The organism is Caloramator sp. ALD01 (assembly GCF_000472625.1).
In the GTDB taxonomy this organism is placed as follows: domain Bacteria; phylum Bacillota; class Clostridia; order Clostridiales; family Caloramatoraceae; genus Thermobrachium; species Thermobrachium proteoclasticum.
In genome coordinates, this window is the sequence record NZ_AXAA01000005.1 from 62,219 (window position 1) to 78,141 (window position 15,923).

At 31.6% G+C, this 15,923-nt stretch carries 18 protein-coding genes; all 18 read right to left on the reverse strand.

The genetic code is table 11. The features are described from left to right. Positions 1 to 2 precede the first annotated feature (2 nt). Positions 3 to 2,375, reverse strand: a complete 2,373-nt coding sequence (gene recJ / locus A3M9_RS13095) for a single-stranded-DNA-specific exonuclease RecJ (RefSeq protein WP_051350578.1) — start codon at positions 2,373 to 2,375, stop codon at positions 3 to 5. A 104-nt stretch (positions 2,376 to 2,479) separates the two neighbouring features. Beyond that, positions 2,480 to 3,343 carry a protein translocase subunit SecF gene (secF, locus tag A3M9_RS0103810; protein WP_027308038.1) on the reverse strand — a complete coding sequence of 288 codons (864 nt, stop codon included), beginning with the start codon at positions 3,341 to 3,343 and terminating at the stop codon, positions 2,480 to 2,482. Between the two features lie 14 nt (positions 3,344 to 3,357). Continuing rightward, complete coding sequence (secD, locus tag A3M9_RS0103815; RefSeq protein ID WP_027308039.1) at positions 3,358 to 4,596, reverse strand: protein translocase subunit SecD; 1,239 nt, start codon at positions 4,594 to 4,596, stop codon at positions 3,358 to 3,360. Between the two features lie 19 nt (positions 4,597 to 4,615). Next, a complete protein-coding gene (locus A3M9_RS0103820; protein ID WP_027308040.1) occupies positions 4,616 to 5,275 on the reverse strand; it encodes an HD domain-containing protein in 660 nt (219 codons plus the stop codon). Between the two features lie 102 nt (positions 5,276 to 5,377). Continuing rightward, on the reverse strand, positions 5,378 to 5,878 hold the full coding sequence (locus tag A3M9_RS0103825) for a gamma carbonic anhydrase family protein (protein ID WP_027308041.1): 501 nt from the start codon (positions 5,876 to 5,878) through the stop codon (positions 5,378 to 5,380). A gap of 2 nt (positions 5,879 to 5,880) precedes the next feature. Then, the gene (scfB, locus tag A3M9_RS0103830; protein WP_027308042.1) at positions 5,881 to 7,239 is read right to left on the reverse strand and encodes a thioether cross-link-forming SCIFF peptide maturase; all 1,359 of its coding nucleotides are present in this window, start codon (positions 7,237 to 7,239) and stop codon (positions 5,881 to 5,883) included. 57 nt (positions 7,240 to 7,296) lie between these two features. Continuing rightward, complete coding sequence (scfA, locus tag A3M9_RS13100; RefSeq protein ID WP_018662320.1) at positions 7,297 to 7,437, reverse strand: six-cysteine ranthipeptide SCIFF; 141 nt, start codon at positions 7,435 to 7,437, stop codon at positions 7,297 to 7,299. A 128-nt stretch (positions 7,438 to 7,565) separates the two neighbouring features. Then, the gene (locus A3M9_RS0103840) at positions 7,566 to 7,955 is read right to left on the reverse strand and encodes a TIGR04086 family membrane protein (RefSeq protein ID WP_027308043.1); all 390 of its coding nucleotides are present in this window, start codon (positions 7,953 to 7,955) and stop codon (positions 7,566 to 7,568) included. 48 nt (positions 7,956 to 8,003) lie between these two features. Further along, entirely contained in the window at positions 8,004 to 9,140 is a 1,137-nt protein-coding gene (gene tgt, locus A3M9_RS0103845) for a tRNA guanosine(34) transglycosylase Tgt (protein ID WP_027308044.1), read from the reverse strand. A gap of 10 nt (positions 9,141 to 9,150) precedes the next feature. After that, the gene (gene queA, locus A3M9_RS0103850; RefSeq protein WP_027308045.1) at positions 9,151 to 10,176 is read right to left on the reverse strand and encodes a tRNA preQ1(34) S-adenosylmethionine ribosyltransferase-isomerase QueA; all 1,026 of its coding nucleotides are present in this window, start codon (positions 10,174 to 10,176) and stop codon (positions 9,151 to 9,153) included. A 41-nt stretch (positions 10,177 to 10,217) separates the two neighbouring features. Next, complete coding sequence (gene ruvB / locus A3M9_RS0103855; protein ID WP_027308046.1) at positions 10,218 to 11,219, reverse strand: Holliday junction branch migration DNA helicase RuvB; 1,002 nt, start codon at positions 11,217 to 11,219, stop codon at positions 10,218 to 10,220. Between the two features lie 10 nt (positions 11,220 to 11,229). Next, positions 11,230 to 11,829, reverse strand: coding sequence for a Holliday junction branch migration protein RuvA (gene ruvA / locus A3M9_RS0103860; RefSeq protein WP_027308047.1), 600 nt, complete (start codon positions 11,827 to 11,829; stop codon positions 11,230 to 11,232). A 10-nt stretch (positions 11,830 to 11,839) separates the two neighbouring features. Further along, positions 11,840 to 12,334, reverse strand: a complete 495-nt coding sequence (ruvC, locus tag A3M9_RS0103865) for a crossover junction endodeoxyribonuclease RuvC (protein WP_027308048.1) — start codon at positions 12,332 to 12,334, stop codon at positions 11,840 to 11,842. Between the two features lie 374 nt (positions 12,335 to 12,708). Further along, entirely contained in the window at positions 12,709 to 13,275 is a 567-nt protein-coding gene (locus A3M9_RS0103870; RefSeq protein ID WP_027308049.1) for a BofC C-terminal domain-containing protein, read from the reverse strand. A 64-nt stretch (positions 13,276 to 13,339) separates the two neighbouring features. Next, entirely contained in the window at positions 13,340 to 14,080 is a 741-nt protein-coding gene (locus A3M9_RS0103875) for a YebC/PmpR family DNA-binding transcriptional regulator (protein ID WP_027308050.1), read from the reverse strand. An 83-nt stretch (positions 14,081 to 14,163) separates the two neighbouring features. Continuing rightward, the gene (locus tag A3M9_RS0103880; RefSeq protein WP_027308051.1) at positions 14,164 to 14,535 is read right to left on the reverse strand and encodes a CoA-binding protein; all 372 of its coding nucleotides are present in this window, start codon (positions 14,533 to 14,535) and stop codon (positions 14,164 to 14,166) included. Beyond that, entirely contained in the window at positions 14,532 to 15,191 is a 660-nt protein-coding gene (locus A3M9_RS0103885) for a YigZ family protein (RefSeq protein WP_027308052.1), read from the reverse strand. The genes A3M9_RS0103880 and A3M9_RS0103885 overlap by 4 nt, the downstream gene beginning before the upstream one ends. Next, positions 15,184 to 15,846, reverse strand: coding sequence for a HEAT repeat domain-containing protein (locus tag A3M9_RS0103890; RefSeq protein ID WP_027308053.1), 663 nt, complete (start codon positions 15,844 to 15,846; stop codon positions 15,184 to 15,186). The genes A3M9_RS0103885 and A3M9_RS0103890 overlap by 8 nt, the downstream gene beginning before the upstream one ends. Positions 15,847 to 15,923: the final 77 nt, after the last annotated feature.

Sequence of the window (15,923 nt, forward strand, 5' to 3'; positions counted from 1 at the left end):
TTTTATACCTCCCACTTTAACTTATTAAATAGTTTTTTTAAATCTTCAATTTTTTTATTATAGTCATCAACTGTAATATTCTCAAATTCAGATTTAAATTTTACTAATTTCAGCAGATCATTCTTTATAAACACCTTAGCAACTTCACTATTTTTTAACGTCATTATGATTTTATACATTTGGTATGGATTAATATTATATTTTACAGATAACTCATCAATTGTACCTATAAGTTCATTATACAACAAATCATTGTAAACTTTAAATAAAATTTCCTTATTTATTTTAATATCTTCAAAAAAATCATCTATTAAATCAAGTGTTTCCTCTTCGTAAAAATTATATACTTTCTTTGCACTATTTAAAACCTTTTCGTATTCATAGATTCCTGGCAAGAAGTCATATATAAGCACTTCTGAATTCATAAAATCTATCTCATCTACATAAGGACAAACTATAAATTGTGCATCAAATCCATCATTTTTAGAAAAATTGATTTTATAAAAGTCAATAAAATATTTTAATTCATCTAAGGATTTTTTTGATGAAACAAGTATATAACCCTTTTTAAAATAAACAAATTCTTTTAAAAAATTTTCATTTTTGGGTATAAAATTGATACCATCTAAATTACAATAAGACAATTTATTATTATCCATAAATTTTAAATATCTATAATAATTGCTTTTAAAATACTCTGACACCCATCTTGAATGTGGTCTAACTGCTTTTATTAATAATTGTAGATTTTTTGTGTTATTCCACTCATTAATATCTAAATTAAATACAACGTCTATGTTATCCCATTCTTTATCCTTTAACTCTTCATAGCCATTAAAATAAACTCCATCATAAGTTATATTGTCCTTATCTAAAATTAGCTTTAAATGTTTGTTATTGCTTCCAACTGCTCTTTTAGAGAGAACTTTTAAGTTTTCCATATAAAATATTGGTGATGGATTACCAAAACCATAAGGTTCTAACTTTTTTATCTCCTCAGCTGTTTCAAAGGTAATGTCTTCAGAGGACATTTCTAAATCTATATATAGTTTAGGTAAAAACATTTCTACATCCATTTCTTTAGCATATTCATTTAATCTTGCAATAAGCTCACTAATCTTTGATTTTTCTATTGTTAAACCTGCCGCAAGTTCGTGTCCACCAAACTTAACTAATATATCATCACATTTCAATAGATTTTCAAAGAGGTTAAAACCCTCTATACTCCTGCCTGATCCCTTACATAATCCATCTTTATCTTCACAAAGCAGAATTACTGGTCTATGAAAACGTTCTACTAACCTTGACGCAACTATTCCAACTACACCAACGTGCCAAAAGGGTGATGAAAGCACTATTACCCTATCTTTTGTTAAATCGAAATTATTTTGTATCATAATAAGGGATTCATTTAGTATCTCTTCCTCAATCTTCTGACGACTTCTATTTTCTTGATCAAGATATTTAGCAATTTGCATCGCCTTATCTTCGTCAGTTGTTGTAAATAATTCAACTGCTATTCTTGCATCACTTAATCTTCCTACAGCATTTATTCTTGGTGCAATTTGAAAAGCTATTCCATAGGATGTAACTTCACTAATTCCTGCTACACTTTTTAATGCCTTAATACCACATTTTTCACTATATTGAAGTTTTTTTAATCCTTGGCTTACAATAATTCTGTTTTCTCCTGTAATTTCAACAATATCTGCTATTGTACCTATTGCACATAAATCTAAAAATTCTTCAAAACCTGATAAATTATATCTCATCCAAAGAGCCTGAACTAATTTAAAGGCGACTCCACATCCTGCTAAATTTTTATTTGGATATGTACAATCGTGCCTTTTAGGATTAATTACATAAGTATTTGGTATTACATCTTTACATTCGTGATGGTCAGTTATTATAATGTCCATTCCAAGTTCCTTTACATATTCTACTTCTTCAACAGCAGTAATACCACAATCTACAGTAATAATCAAATCAGTTGCAAGCTGTTTAATGTAGTCTATCGCATCCTTATTTATACCATATCCTTCATTTAATCTATCAGGAATATAAAAGGAAACATCCACTCCTAATTTTCTAAAGGCTCTTATTAATATAGACGTACTTGTTATACCATCAACATCATAGTCTCCATAAATAACAATCTTTTCTCTCTTTTTTATAGCTAAATCAATTCTTTCCACTGCTCTATCCATATCCTTTAAAAGATAGGGATTAAAAAGGTTTTCTATTTTTGGGTTTAAAAAATCAAGAGCCTCTTTAGGTTGACTTATTCCTCTTGAATTCAATAGAGCATTTATTATTCTGTTTTTGTGAAGATTTTGGTTAACCTGTTCTACTTTTTTTATAACCCACTTCTTCATAACACTTTTCCCCTCATTTTAGTTGAAACATATATATTATAAATTAGTTATGGAACTATTTCAATGGGGAAAAGAAAAAATAGTCAGGATAAACCTGACTATTTTTATGCCATTTTCTTTTCAGTCCATACATACCAAATTGGGCTTGCAATAAATATTGATGAATATGTACCACTTAGTATTCCTACAATAAGTGGAAGTGCAAACTCCTTAATTGAAGATACTCCAAATATATATAGTGCTGTTATTGTAAATAAAGTTGTTAAAACTGTATTTATTGATCTTGTAAGTGTTTGACTTATGCTACCATTAACAAGTTCTCTTCTATTATTGAATGTACCCTTTTTACTATTTTCTCTTATTCTATCAAAAACAACTATTGTGTCATTAATTGAATAACCTAAAACAGTAAGAATAGCAGCAACAAAACTACTATTTACAGGAATTTGTAAAAATACATAAACAGCTATAGTTATTAAAACGTCGTGTATTAAGGCTATTACTGCTGCTACACCAAATCTAAATTCAAATCTTAATGAAATATATATTAGCATTAATACAACTGCAACTAATGATGAATAGATAGCATTTCTTCTTAATTCCTTACCAATTGATGGTCCTATTCTATCTGTATATCTTGGCTTTTCTTGCTTTAAGTTGAATTTGTCCTTTATTTCTTTATAAAGTTGTGGAATTTGTTCATCTGTTATAGCATTACCTCTAATAGTAACCTCATCAGTACCGACCTTTTGTACTTGTGATGATGAATCGTATTTTGCTGAAATTTTTCTTATCTCCTCTAAAACACCATTGTCTGGTTCTTTGTCCATCTTAACTGTAACTACTGTTCCACCTTTAAAATCTATACCTAAATTTAAACCCTTAAATGCCCACATTAACATTCCAACTATTATTATTGAAAGTGATATGGTAAACCATATTTTTGTTCTTTCTACTACTTTTAACATCTAAATCCCTCCCCTTATGCTCCATACATTTTTTTGTTGTCAATCCAATTTGAATTAACAAAATTCTTTAATAGGAACTTTGTTACAGTAATTGCTGTAAATAGTGAACATACAACACCTGTCACAAGGGTAAGGGCAAAACCTTTAACTTGACCTGCTCCAAGCCACATTAAAACTAAACCTGCAATAATAGTAGTTATATTAGAGTCAAGAATTGATGGTAATGCTCTGTTAAAACCTGCATCTACAGCAGTTCTTAGAGATTTACCTAATTTTAATTCTTCCTTTATTCTCTCAAATATTAGTACGTTAGCATCAACAGCCATACCAATTGATAGTAATAAACCTGCAATACCAGGTAAAGTTAGAGTTGCCTTTAATACTGTTGTGAATATAAGCATTGTAAGCATAATATAAACTGCAAGTGCAAGGTCTGCGATAATTCCAGGAACTCTATAGTAAATTGCCATAAATAGCATTACTAATGCTATACCAATTACAGCAGCCTTTTTACTTGTTGGAATTGCATCTGCACCAAGTGATGGACCTATTGTTTTTACAGTTGCAGGCACTAATTCTACAGGCAATGCTCCTGATTTTATTATACCAGCAAGTCTTTTTGCTTCTTCTATGTCCTTGCTTCCTTCTATTATAGCTTCACCTGTTGTTATAACACTCTTTACTACTGGTGCTGATACACGTTCTTCATCCATATATATAGATATAACTTGGTTTAAATACTTTTGAGTCGCTTCAGCAAACTTCTTAGTTCCAGCTTCATTTAATTTAAGCTGAACAACTGGTTGATTTGTTTGTTGGTTAACTCCAACTGTAGCATCCTTTATATCTTCTCCAGTTATAACAATATCATTGTTAGGTCCTCTAAATGTTAGTTTTCCTGTTTTACCTATTTGTTTTAGAGCATTTTCCGCATCATAAACTCCAGGAATTTCTATTCTTATTCTGTTTTGTTGTGTAACTGTAACAACTGATTCATTAACACCTAAGGCATTAACTCTTAGCTCTATTAGTTGCTTTGTTCTCTCTATAGTTTCCTTTGATACATTATCTCCCTTTATTTCCTCTTCAATATAGACTCCACCCTTTAGGTCAAGTCCTAATTTTGTTATTTCTCCAATTGAACTTATCTTATAATCACCTACTATAAGTCCTGATGATAGTATGTAGGCAAAAAGAACTATTAATACAGATGAAATTAAAAACTTTAGTCTACTTTTTGTCTTAACTTGCATTTAAAATCCCCCTTTCAGATTACAACAATCTTGCATCATTAATTACAAGTTGGAAGTTAGTGTTTAAAAATGCAGCAGCCTTTCTACACATCATCATTCTTGCTAAGAAAATCTCAAAGTATTCCATTACAGGGCATATCTCTATATTTATCTTAAGATTTAATCTTATTATTCTTTCATCCTTAATAATTTCTACCTCTGACTTCTCTGCTGCATAGTTAACTCTGTCGTGTATATCAAATGTTGCAAATTCCTTGTTTCTCACCCTCCCTCTATGTACATCTGTTTTATCTGCTATAATAAGTGCAGCCGCAATGTCATTTACAGGATGACCATATTCTTCTTCGTGATTTCCAATTGCCGATGCAATGTATGCAATCTCATCATATTTCATTCCCATTTCCTTTAGTATTCTCATTGCAAGAATTGCACCTGTCTGTCCGTGGTCGTGTCTACTTACAACATTACCAATATCGTGTAAAAAACCTGCAATAGCTGCAAGTTCAACTTCTCTATCCGAATATCCTAATTTTTTTAGGATATCTGAAGCTATATTTGATACTATTGTAGCATGTCTTAAACTGTGCTCTGTAAAGCCCATTGATCCTAAAAATTTGTCACCCTGTTGCATATAAGTTTTTACTTCTTCATTATTTTTAACATCATTTAATGTAATCATATAGCTCCACCTCTTATATTATTCTACGTATACTCTAAAATTCCTGCTAATTTTAGTAAAAGTTTTTTATTACATAAAAAAGGGGATATAGAACCCCCTTCATCATTTATAATCTTGAGCAAGGCTCATATAATTTATTGCAGACTGCCTTATGTGTTCTATTTCTTCATCCGTAAGCTGTCTTACAACCTTTGCCGGAGTTCCCATTACTAAACTCTTTGGGGGTATTTCTTTGCCCTGTGTAACTACAGAACCTGCTGCAACTATTGAGTCTTCTCCAATAACTGCACCATTTAATATAACTGCACCCATTCCAATAAGACATCTATCCTTAACCTGTGCACCGTGTACTATTGCATTGTGACCTATTGTAACATAATCTCCAATTAGCGTTGGAGCATTTTTATCTGAGTGAAGTACGCAACCATCCTGTATATTAACACACTTTCCTATAGAAATTTTATTTATATCTCCCCTTAAAACTGCCCTATACCAAATGCTGCTTCCTTCTTTTACTTCTACTTCACCTATTATATCTGCTGATTCGGCAACAAATACATCCTGTGCAATTTTAGGAAGTTTTTCAAAGTAGTTTCTTATCATTTTTATTCCTCCATAAGTTTAGCTTTTATAGCTATTGCACATTCAACCCTCTTCTTCATCATTTTACAACCAAGTTCGTATGGTATGTGTATATCTTTATTGAAGCTATAGTTATTTGCTTGACAACCTCCTGAACAATAAAATCTTGCCCAGCATTCCATACATTTTGGCTTATTATATATATGTCCATTTTTAAAGGTTTTTATTAGTTCATCATTTGATATTCCATCAAAAACATTTCCTAATTTAAACTCTTCATTGCCTACAAACTGGTGACAAGGATATATATCTCCGTCTGGAGTTACTGCAACATATTCATATCCTGCACCACAACCTGAAATTCTTTTATAAACGCAGGGTCCCCCATTTACATCTATATTGAAATGATAGAATTTAAATCCCTTTCCTTGTTTTTCTCTATTTACTATCTCTTCTGCTAATTTATCATATTGTTCAAATATTGTATCTAAGTCTTCTTCTCTTAAAGAAAGCGGATGCTTGTCTTCAAGAACTACAGGTTCAATCGATATTTCCTTAAAACCTTCATCTGCAAGCATCATTACATCATTATAAAAATCAAGATTTTCTCTCGTGAAGGTTCCTCTTACATAATATTGCTTTCCTTCTTTTCTTTTTTCAACCATTGCCTTTATTTTAGGTAATATATCATCAAAGGTTCCAGTACCATCATATCTTATTCTTATTTTATCATTAACTTCTTTTCTTCCATCAATGCTTAAAACTACATTACCCATATTTTCATCTATAAATTCCATTTTTTCATCATTAAGCAATGTAGCGTTTGTTGTTATTGTAAATCTTATATTTTTTCCTGTTTCTTTTTCTCTTTTTCTTGCATATTCTACTATTTCTTTAACAGTATTAAAGTTCATTAGTGGTTCTCCACCAAACAAATCAATCTCAACATTTTTTCTTGGACCAGCGTTTTCTATAACAAAATCTACTGCCCTTTTTCCTACTTCTGGTGACATAAGCTTTCTTTCTCCCTTATAGTCCCCCTCTGAAGCAAAACAGTACTTACATTTTAGGTTGCAATCGTGTGCTATATTTAAACACATAGCCTTTATATAAGATGGCCCATTATCATTTAATATTATATTTTTATATGGATCTTCAGTATAAAGTAAACCTTCTTCCTCTAACTGTTTTATTTCGTTATATGCTTCCTCTATTTGTTCTTCTGTATACTTGTCTTTTAAATTTAATAGAATTTCACTTAAATCCTTATATTTATAATAATCTAATACATCATAAACAATATCATCAACAATATGAATTGCTCCACTATTTACGTCTATTACTATGTTCATTCCCATTTGTTTAAATTTGTGTAATTTCAACGTTTTTTCCTCCTTATTTTATAGTTAAAAAGCAGTAACATAAGTTACTGCCATTGATTATCTATTCTCGCATTCAAGGTTTGCAACTGTACAAGAAGTTTTACAAGCTGATTGGCATGAGTTTGCACACTCTTTACATCCTGGTTTTGCTATGCTGTTCTTAAGAGCACCCATGTTTATTGTCTTTATATGCTTCATGTCTACTCCTCCTTTTTTTATGCTTTACACTTTTATGATTATAACACATTAAAAGTTTATACTCAAGAGTAAAAAGTATTTTGTGCATAAAATGTTAATATTAACTTAACTAAGTCATATTTTTCATCTTATCTATCTGCCAGAATAATACCAATAAGTCCAGAGAAAATTCCTATAGCCAAAGACATAATTAGCATAATTACTAATCCTTTAAAATGTATGTTACCCTTTTGTACAAATAAGGATACCATTCCTACCACAACCATATAAAGTATTCCTATTATACCGCCGTGAAAATAACCCTTCGTTTTAATTTTAAAGCATCCATATAAAGCTGCATAAACAATGCTAAGCACTGTTATTATAAATGTAACTGTATCTATATGTTTTGGATCTAAATTAGAATAATGAAATACCACTGCTGTTATTAAAAGCAATACAATTGATAAAATTATTCCTCTAATTATTGATTTTAAATAAATTATTGGAATATTTTCTTTAATATCTTGTTTTGACATTGAACCACCCCCATATTAATTATATGAGGGTGGCTCAATTATTTATGATTAAAATGTCCACTTACCTTCATTATATCCATATTTTTCAAAGAATTCCTCCTTGAAATCAAGAAGTCTATCTTCCATAATAGCCTGTCTTACATCCTCCATAAGCTTTAATAAGAATCTTAAGTTATGTATTGTTGTAAGTCTTGCACCTAATATCTCCTTTGCCTTAAATAGGTGTCTTATATATGCCCTTGAATAGTTTTTACAAGCATAACAATCACATTCTTCATCAAGTGGTCTAAAGTCTTCTGCATATTCTGCATTTCTAACAACCAATTTACCCTTGCTTGTAAATACTGTACCATTTCTTGCTATTCTTGTTGGAAGAACACAGTCAAACATATCGACTCCTCTTATAACACCCTCTAAAAGAGCATCTGGGCTACCTACACCCATCAAATATCTTGGTTTATTTTCTGGAAGAAGATGAACTGTCCAATCTAAAACTTCATACATTATATCCTTTGGTTCACCAATACTCAATCCTCCAACAGCATATCCTGGAAAATCAAGCTTTATCATTTCCCTTACACTTTCTTCTCTTAAATCTCTATACATTCCACCTTGAATTATTCCAAATAAAGCTTGCTTTTCTGTATTTTTATGAGCCTTAAGACATCTCTCTGCCCATCTTATAGTTCTATAGAGCGAATTTTTAGCATAATCATAATCACAAGGATAAGGCAAACATTCATCAAAGGCCATAATTATATCTGCACCTAATGCATTCTCAATCTCTATTGCCTTTTCTGGTGAAATGAAATGTTTAGAACCATCAATATGGGATCTAAAGGTAACACCCTCCTCTGTTATATCCCTCAACTGACTTAAACTAAATACCTGAAACCCTCCACTATCTGTAAGTATTGGCCTATCCCAGTTCATAAATTTATGTAGGCCACCAGCCTTTTCAACCAACTTTTCACCTGGTCTCATATATAGGTGATAAGTATTACTTAATATAATTTGAGCACCTATTTCCTTTAGCTCCTCAGGAGTCATTGTTTTTACTGTTGCTTGTGTTCCAACAGGCATAAATATAGGTGTTTCAATAACCCCGTGTGGAGTATGAAGCCTTCCAAGTCTTGCTCCCGACTGTTTGCAGGTTTTTATTAGTTCATATCTTATTGCTCCCATATTTCTCCTCCTATTTTATAAACATTGCATCTCCAAAGCTAAAGAATCTGTATTTTTCCTTAACTGCTGTATTATATGCATTTAGAACCTTTTCACGTCCTGCCAGTGCACTTACAAGCATTATAAGCGTTGATTCAGGTAAATGGAAGTTAGTTATTAGGCAATCTACGCACTTGAAATTATATCCTGGGTAAATAAAAATATCTGTCCAACCACTTTGTGGTTTTACATATCCATTTTCATCTGATGCTGTCTCTAATGTTCTGCAGGATGTTGTTCCAACTGCTATAATTCTTTTTCCATTCTTTTTTGTATTATTTATAATTTTTGCATTTTCCTCATCTATCATATAAAACTCTGAGTGCATTTTATGTTCTTCTATATTTTCAACCTTTACTGGTCTAAAGGTTCCAAGTCCCACGTGCAGGGTTAAGTACGCAATTTTTACACCTTTATTTTTTATTCTATCTAAAAGCTCATTTGTAAAGTGTAGTCCAGCGGTAGGTGCTGCAGCTGATCCTTCAACCTTTGAATACACAGTTTGATATCTCTCCCTATCCTTTAGTTCAGCCTTGATATACGGTGGAAGAGGCATATTACCTAATCTATCTAATATTTGTTCAAAAACACCCTCATATTTAAACTCTATAATTCTACCACCTGATTCTGTATTATCTAAAACCTCACAGCGTAATTCTCCATCACCAAACATAAACTTTGAGCCTATTCTTGCCTTTTTACCTGGTTTAACCAATGTTTCCCATTTATCCTTATCTATTCTTTTTAAAAGAACAAATTCAACATTTGCTCCTGTATCCTCCTTTACACCAAACAATCTTGCGGGAATTACACGACTGTTATTTAAAACTAAACAGTCTCCCTCATTTAAAAACTCAATAATATCTTTAAATATTCTATGTTCAATTTCACCAGTTTTTCTATCTAAAACCATTAATCTTGACATATCTCTTGGTTCAATTGGTGTTTGTGCGATTAATTCCTCTGGTAAATCAAAATAAAAGTCCTTTACATTCATTAAATCACCTCTAAATATAAAGTTAGTAATTACAATAATTATTATTCATTATTTTTCTTCAAATTTAGATGTTTGTATGCTGCTTCTGTTGCTATTCTTCCCCTTGGTGTTCTACTTATAAATCCAATCTGCAATAGATAAGGCTCATATACATCCTCAATTGTATCACTTGATTCTCCTACACAGTAGGATAACGTATCAAGTCCTACAGGACCTCCTCCAAATTTATTTATTATTGTTAAAAGCATCTTTCTATCCAAATTATCTAATCCTAATTCATCTACATCTAATAAATTTAGAGCTTGAACAGCTATTTCATAGTTTATAACACCATCACCTTTAACCTCTGCAAAATCTCTAACCCTTTTTAATAATCTATTAGCAATTCTTGGAGTTCCCCTTGATCTCTTTGCAATTTCAGTTGCTCCCTCTAATGTTATTTCAGTTTTTAGTATTTTTGAAGAACGTATTATTATCTGTGTTAAATCCTCTACATTGTAATATTCAAGCCTACAAATCACACCAAATCTATCTCTTAATGGTGACGTTAGCATACCTGCCCTTGTAGTTGCTCCTATTAATGTAAACTTTGGTAAGTCAATTCTTATAGAACGTGCACTTGGTCCTTTTCCTATTATAATATCAAGAGCAAAATCCTCCATAGCAGGATATAATATTTCTTCAACACTTCTATTTATTCTGTGTATTTCATCTATAAAAAGAACATCATTCTCTCCTAAATTTGTAAGAATAGCCGCCAAATCTCCTGCCTTTTCTATCGCTGGGCCAGATGTAATTCTAAGACCAGCTCCCATCTCATTTGCTATTATTGATGCAAGGGTTGTTTTACCAAGTCCTGGAGGTCCATATAACAAAACGTGGTCTAAGGATTCCCTTCTATTTTTTGCTGCCTTAATGAAAATGTCAAGCTTTTCTTTTACCTCTCTTTGTCCTATATACTCACTTAATGTCTTTGGTCTTAAACTTCCCTCTATATCTAAATCTTCATATTTTAAATTTGAAGCTACTATCCTATCCTCCAATTTTATTCACCTAACCTTTCATTAACACCTTAAGCGAAAGCTTTATAATATCCTCCAATGAATTAGCTTGACTTGAAACCTTTGATACCGCAAAGAAGGCTTCCTTTCTTGAATATCCTAAGGCCATAAGAGCACCTATTGCCTCATTTTCATCTAATCCATTAATATCAATAGTTTCTTCATCTTGTTCTCCTTGTGTTAAATCAACATCCTTAAACTTATCCTTAAGTTCCAATATTATTCTTTGTGCTGTCTTCTTTCCTACTCCCTGAGCCTTTACAATCATCTTCTCATTATTTGTAACTACAGCTAATATAAAGTCCGAAGCCGTAACTGTTGATAAAATTGAAACTGCAGCCTTTGGGCCTACACCTGATACAGAAATTAACATCTTAAATATATTTAATTCTTCTTTATTTAAAAAACCATAAAGTACATTTTCATCTTCTTTTATTTGTTGATATGTATATATTTTTATTTTTTCATTTTTATTTTGTAGCTTTTGGATATCTCTATGGGTCATACAAATCTTATATCCAATATCATTGCACTCTAAAACTACACCATCATCAAGTATTTCATCTACTATCCCCTTAATGTAGTATATCATATATTTCACCTCATCTCATCATAAAAAAATTACTCATATTGTTTGTGTGTGCGTGACATATAGCAATAGCAAGTGCATCTGCAACATCATCCGGCTTTGGTATTTCCTTTAAGTTTAATAAAACCTTAACCATCTGCTGTATCTGTTTTTTATCAGCTCGTCCATATCCTACTACTGCTTGCTTTACCTGAAGAGGGGTATATTCATAAATGGGTATTTTATTCTTTTGAGCTGCCAAAACTGCTACGCCTCTTGCTTGACCAACAGTTATTGCTGTTTTGGCATTTTGATTAAAGAATAGTTCCTCCAGTGCAAATGCATCTGGATTATATGTTTTAATTATTTCATTTAATTCATCATATATTATTTCAAGCCTTTGAGGCACATTATTTTTAGTTGTTGTTGTAATAGCTCTATAATCTAAAACACTAAATTTATTCTGCTTGAATTCAATTATTCCTATCCCAACAATCGCAATTCCTGGGTCTAAACCTAATATTATCATAATATCCTCCTGTACGAAAATTTGTTCGAATTTGATTATAGCAGAAAAAAAAGAGGATGCAAAGAGTTTGCATCCAGGCTGTTGAAAAAGTTATATATTGATTAGCCCCATGAAGTATTTCTTGGGCATTCGTTCTACAGCTTAAGCAATTCTAAGCTTTTCTTTGTTTGAAAAAGTCCTACCCTCGCGATGCCATCGTCCTGATGGCCGCTCGGCTCGGCACATCCTGTGCCGAATTACGTACTTTTTCAAAGTTGAAAAGCAATAATTGCTAAAGCTCATGAAAGAGCCAATAGAAACCCTTTCATGGGGCTTTTTCACACTTTAGCTAACAAGTGGATTCGTCAACAATCTGAATACAAAGTATTTGCATCCTATGAATCTAAATCTTCGTTTATAAAATCCTCCATCTCCTCATATGTCCTTTTTATAATTCCTCTTTTTAAGTCCTCTTGTTCCTGTTGGGGCAAGCTTTCAACACTAATATCTGTTGATTGTTTTAACTGAAGATTTCCATATTCATCGGTTTGATAAATATATACCTTTCCTTCATTTTCAAGGGCTATAAAAACTTTGGGAGGCCAAGCATTTTCAATGTTCTTTGTAATAATAACCTTTTCTGATGTAAAGTACTCAACATTATAACCCTGTCGTCTAAAATAATTTTCTGCATATTCCTTGTCTGCCCCAAGCAATTCATCATTAGGAATAATGTTTTCTTCGATTGTAAAATACCCTACCCTTGTATAAATGTCCCTTTTGATAATCCTTGTTTTTTCGTTAATTATATTCTCTGGCAGTTGCACCGCTGTTTTTGCAACTACATTATCCTTATTATTTTGCTTTCCGATATACCTTTGCATTGTAAAATAACCTGTAAAAAAACTTGCTATTGAAATTAATATAATTGCTATGAATATGTAAACTTTTCTATAAAGCATAATATCCCTCCTTAGAGGGATATTATAACCACTAAACTATTATTTTATTCATTTAATTTAAAAATTATTCTCCCCATCCTTCTGGGAATTCTGCATTATGCCATACATTTTGAACATCGTCATTTTCCTCAAGTCTATCAAGCATTTTTTCAAACTTTTCAGCAGCTTCTCCACTTATGCTTGCATATGTTGTTGGTACCATTGATACTTCTGCAGAAGCAAATTCTATTCCATTCTTTTCTAACGCCTCTCTCACAGTAGAAAAATCCTCGGGGGATGTAATTATTTCATATACGTCTTCTTCTGATGAAAAATCTTCTGCACCCGAATCAAGTGCCAACATCATTAATTCATCTTCGTCCAGACCTTCCTTCTTTTCAACAATAAGTACACCCTTCTTTTCAAATAAGAAGGATACACAACCTGTTGTTCCAAGGTTACCACCAAATTTTTCAAATGTATGTCTTACTTCACTTGCAGTTCTATTTCTGTTGTCAGTAAGTGCCTGAACAATAACTGCAACTCCGTTTGGGCCATATCCTTCATAAACTATTTCTTCATAATTTACATTTCCTAATTCTCCTGATGCCTTCTTTATTGCTCTTTCTATATTATCCATTGGCATATTATTTGCCTTTGCCTTTGCTATGGCATCTCTTAGTCTTGAATTGGCTTCAGGATTGGCTCCTCCTTCTTTTACTGCAACAGCAATTTCTTTACCTAACTTTGTAAAAATTTTAGCTCTTATTGCGTCTTGCTTACCTTTTCTATGCTTTATATTAGCCCATTTTGAATGACCAGCCATTTTCTTATGCCCCCTTAACTTAAAATCCGAATATATATTTTACCACTAAAATTATCTATTATCAAGTGCCGAGGGCCTTTAAACTAAAAATCAACCATAACACACCTTCCATAAACAACCTGCATTCCGTATTTTTTAGCCTTTTCTATAACCTCAAAACTTTCAGCTCCTGGTTGGAACCACACATATTTAATTCCAACCTCAGCGGCTTCATCGATATATCCTTCTCCTCTTACAGGATTTATAACCATATTTATTGCCTCTATTTTTTCTGGAAGCTCCTTAAGGGAGACATATGTTTTTTGTCCATCCACTTCCTTTCCAGATGGATCTACTGGATACACCTTATAGCCCTTATTCTTTAAAAAATTATATATTTTGTATGCAAATTTTTCTTTATTTGAAACACTTCCAATCACTGCCCAAGTTTTTATATTTTTAAATTCTTCTATCATTGTGGCACCTCCATAATTTTACCTTCTTCATCAACAAAACAGGTAACACCTTCTTCTTTTACTTTAATTATATCATTGCCATTAAACATTTCAATCAAATCTTGTCGAATTTTCTGAAATTCATCGTTAAAGGCCATTATTTCTAATGTAACTACTTCTGTAAACTCTGTATTTCTTATTACTATATTTCTTTTACTTAGATAATTGCTAACCTTACCATATTTATCATAATCACATACAATATTAAACACTACAGCTTCAGATTCCTTTACTTTTCCTGCAGCATCTACACCCTGTTTACAGGATGCACCATAGGCTCTAACAAGACCACCCGCTCCTAATAAAATTCCACCAAAATATCTTGTTACAACAACTGCAACATTATTTAAGTTTTCTCTTTTTAAAACCTCAAGGACTGGTGGACCAGCAGTACCTTGTGGTTCTCCATCATCTGAATATCGCATTGAGATTCCGTTATTTGTTATGTAGGCATATACATTATGTGTAGCATCCTTATATTTTACCTTAATTTCGTTTATAAAGTTCATTGCCTCTTCTTCGTTTAATACCCTCTTTATATTACAGATAAAAATAGAACGTCTTTCCTCCATCTCTACTTCCACTTGTTTTTTTACAGTATAAAAATCTTTAGACATCACATCTACTCCCTTCTATCTCCATTAAAGCCATCTCTGCTGCTTTTATTATATATTCCTTCTCATTTCTATCATTTAATATATCCTGTAAATACTTAACTGCCTTTTTGCTTTTTATTTTTCCAAGTGCCTTAATTGCATATTGTTTAACCTGAGGTCTTTTATCCTTTAAAACAGCAATTAAAGAATCTTCAGCTTCCTTTGCTTCTATTTTTCCTAATGATGAACAGCATATTCTTTTTATATTTCCATCTGTACACTTCAAAAATGCCATAATAGGCTGTATTGCCCGTTTAGATTTTAACTCACCAAGAAGCCATATAAGGAAAAGGCATTCATCTCTATTTACAGAAAAAAGGTTATCTATAGCATAATTCTCAAGACCTTTTTTCTTTTGTTCATCCAATCCCTCCAAAAGAAGAACTCTTTCTTTTCTATTACACTTGTATAGATTGTTAATAATTTTTTCAGGATTTTCCCCAAGCTCCTGCGTTCTATATTTTATTCTACATTCAATTATTTGTCTTTCAACTATATTTTTTTCAATACCTCTTATTTTTGATATAGTACTAATATCTTTTCCTTCTTTATAAAGAAGGTAGCTAATATCAGCATCACTTAATAAATCAATATTTTCCCAAGATAAATTCTTCATATCATCACCTATTTTAATATAAACATATTTGTAATTATCAATTTAATATGATAATATATTTAAAGAAATTTATCAAT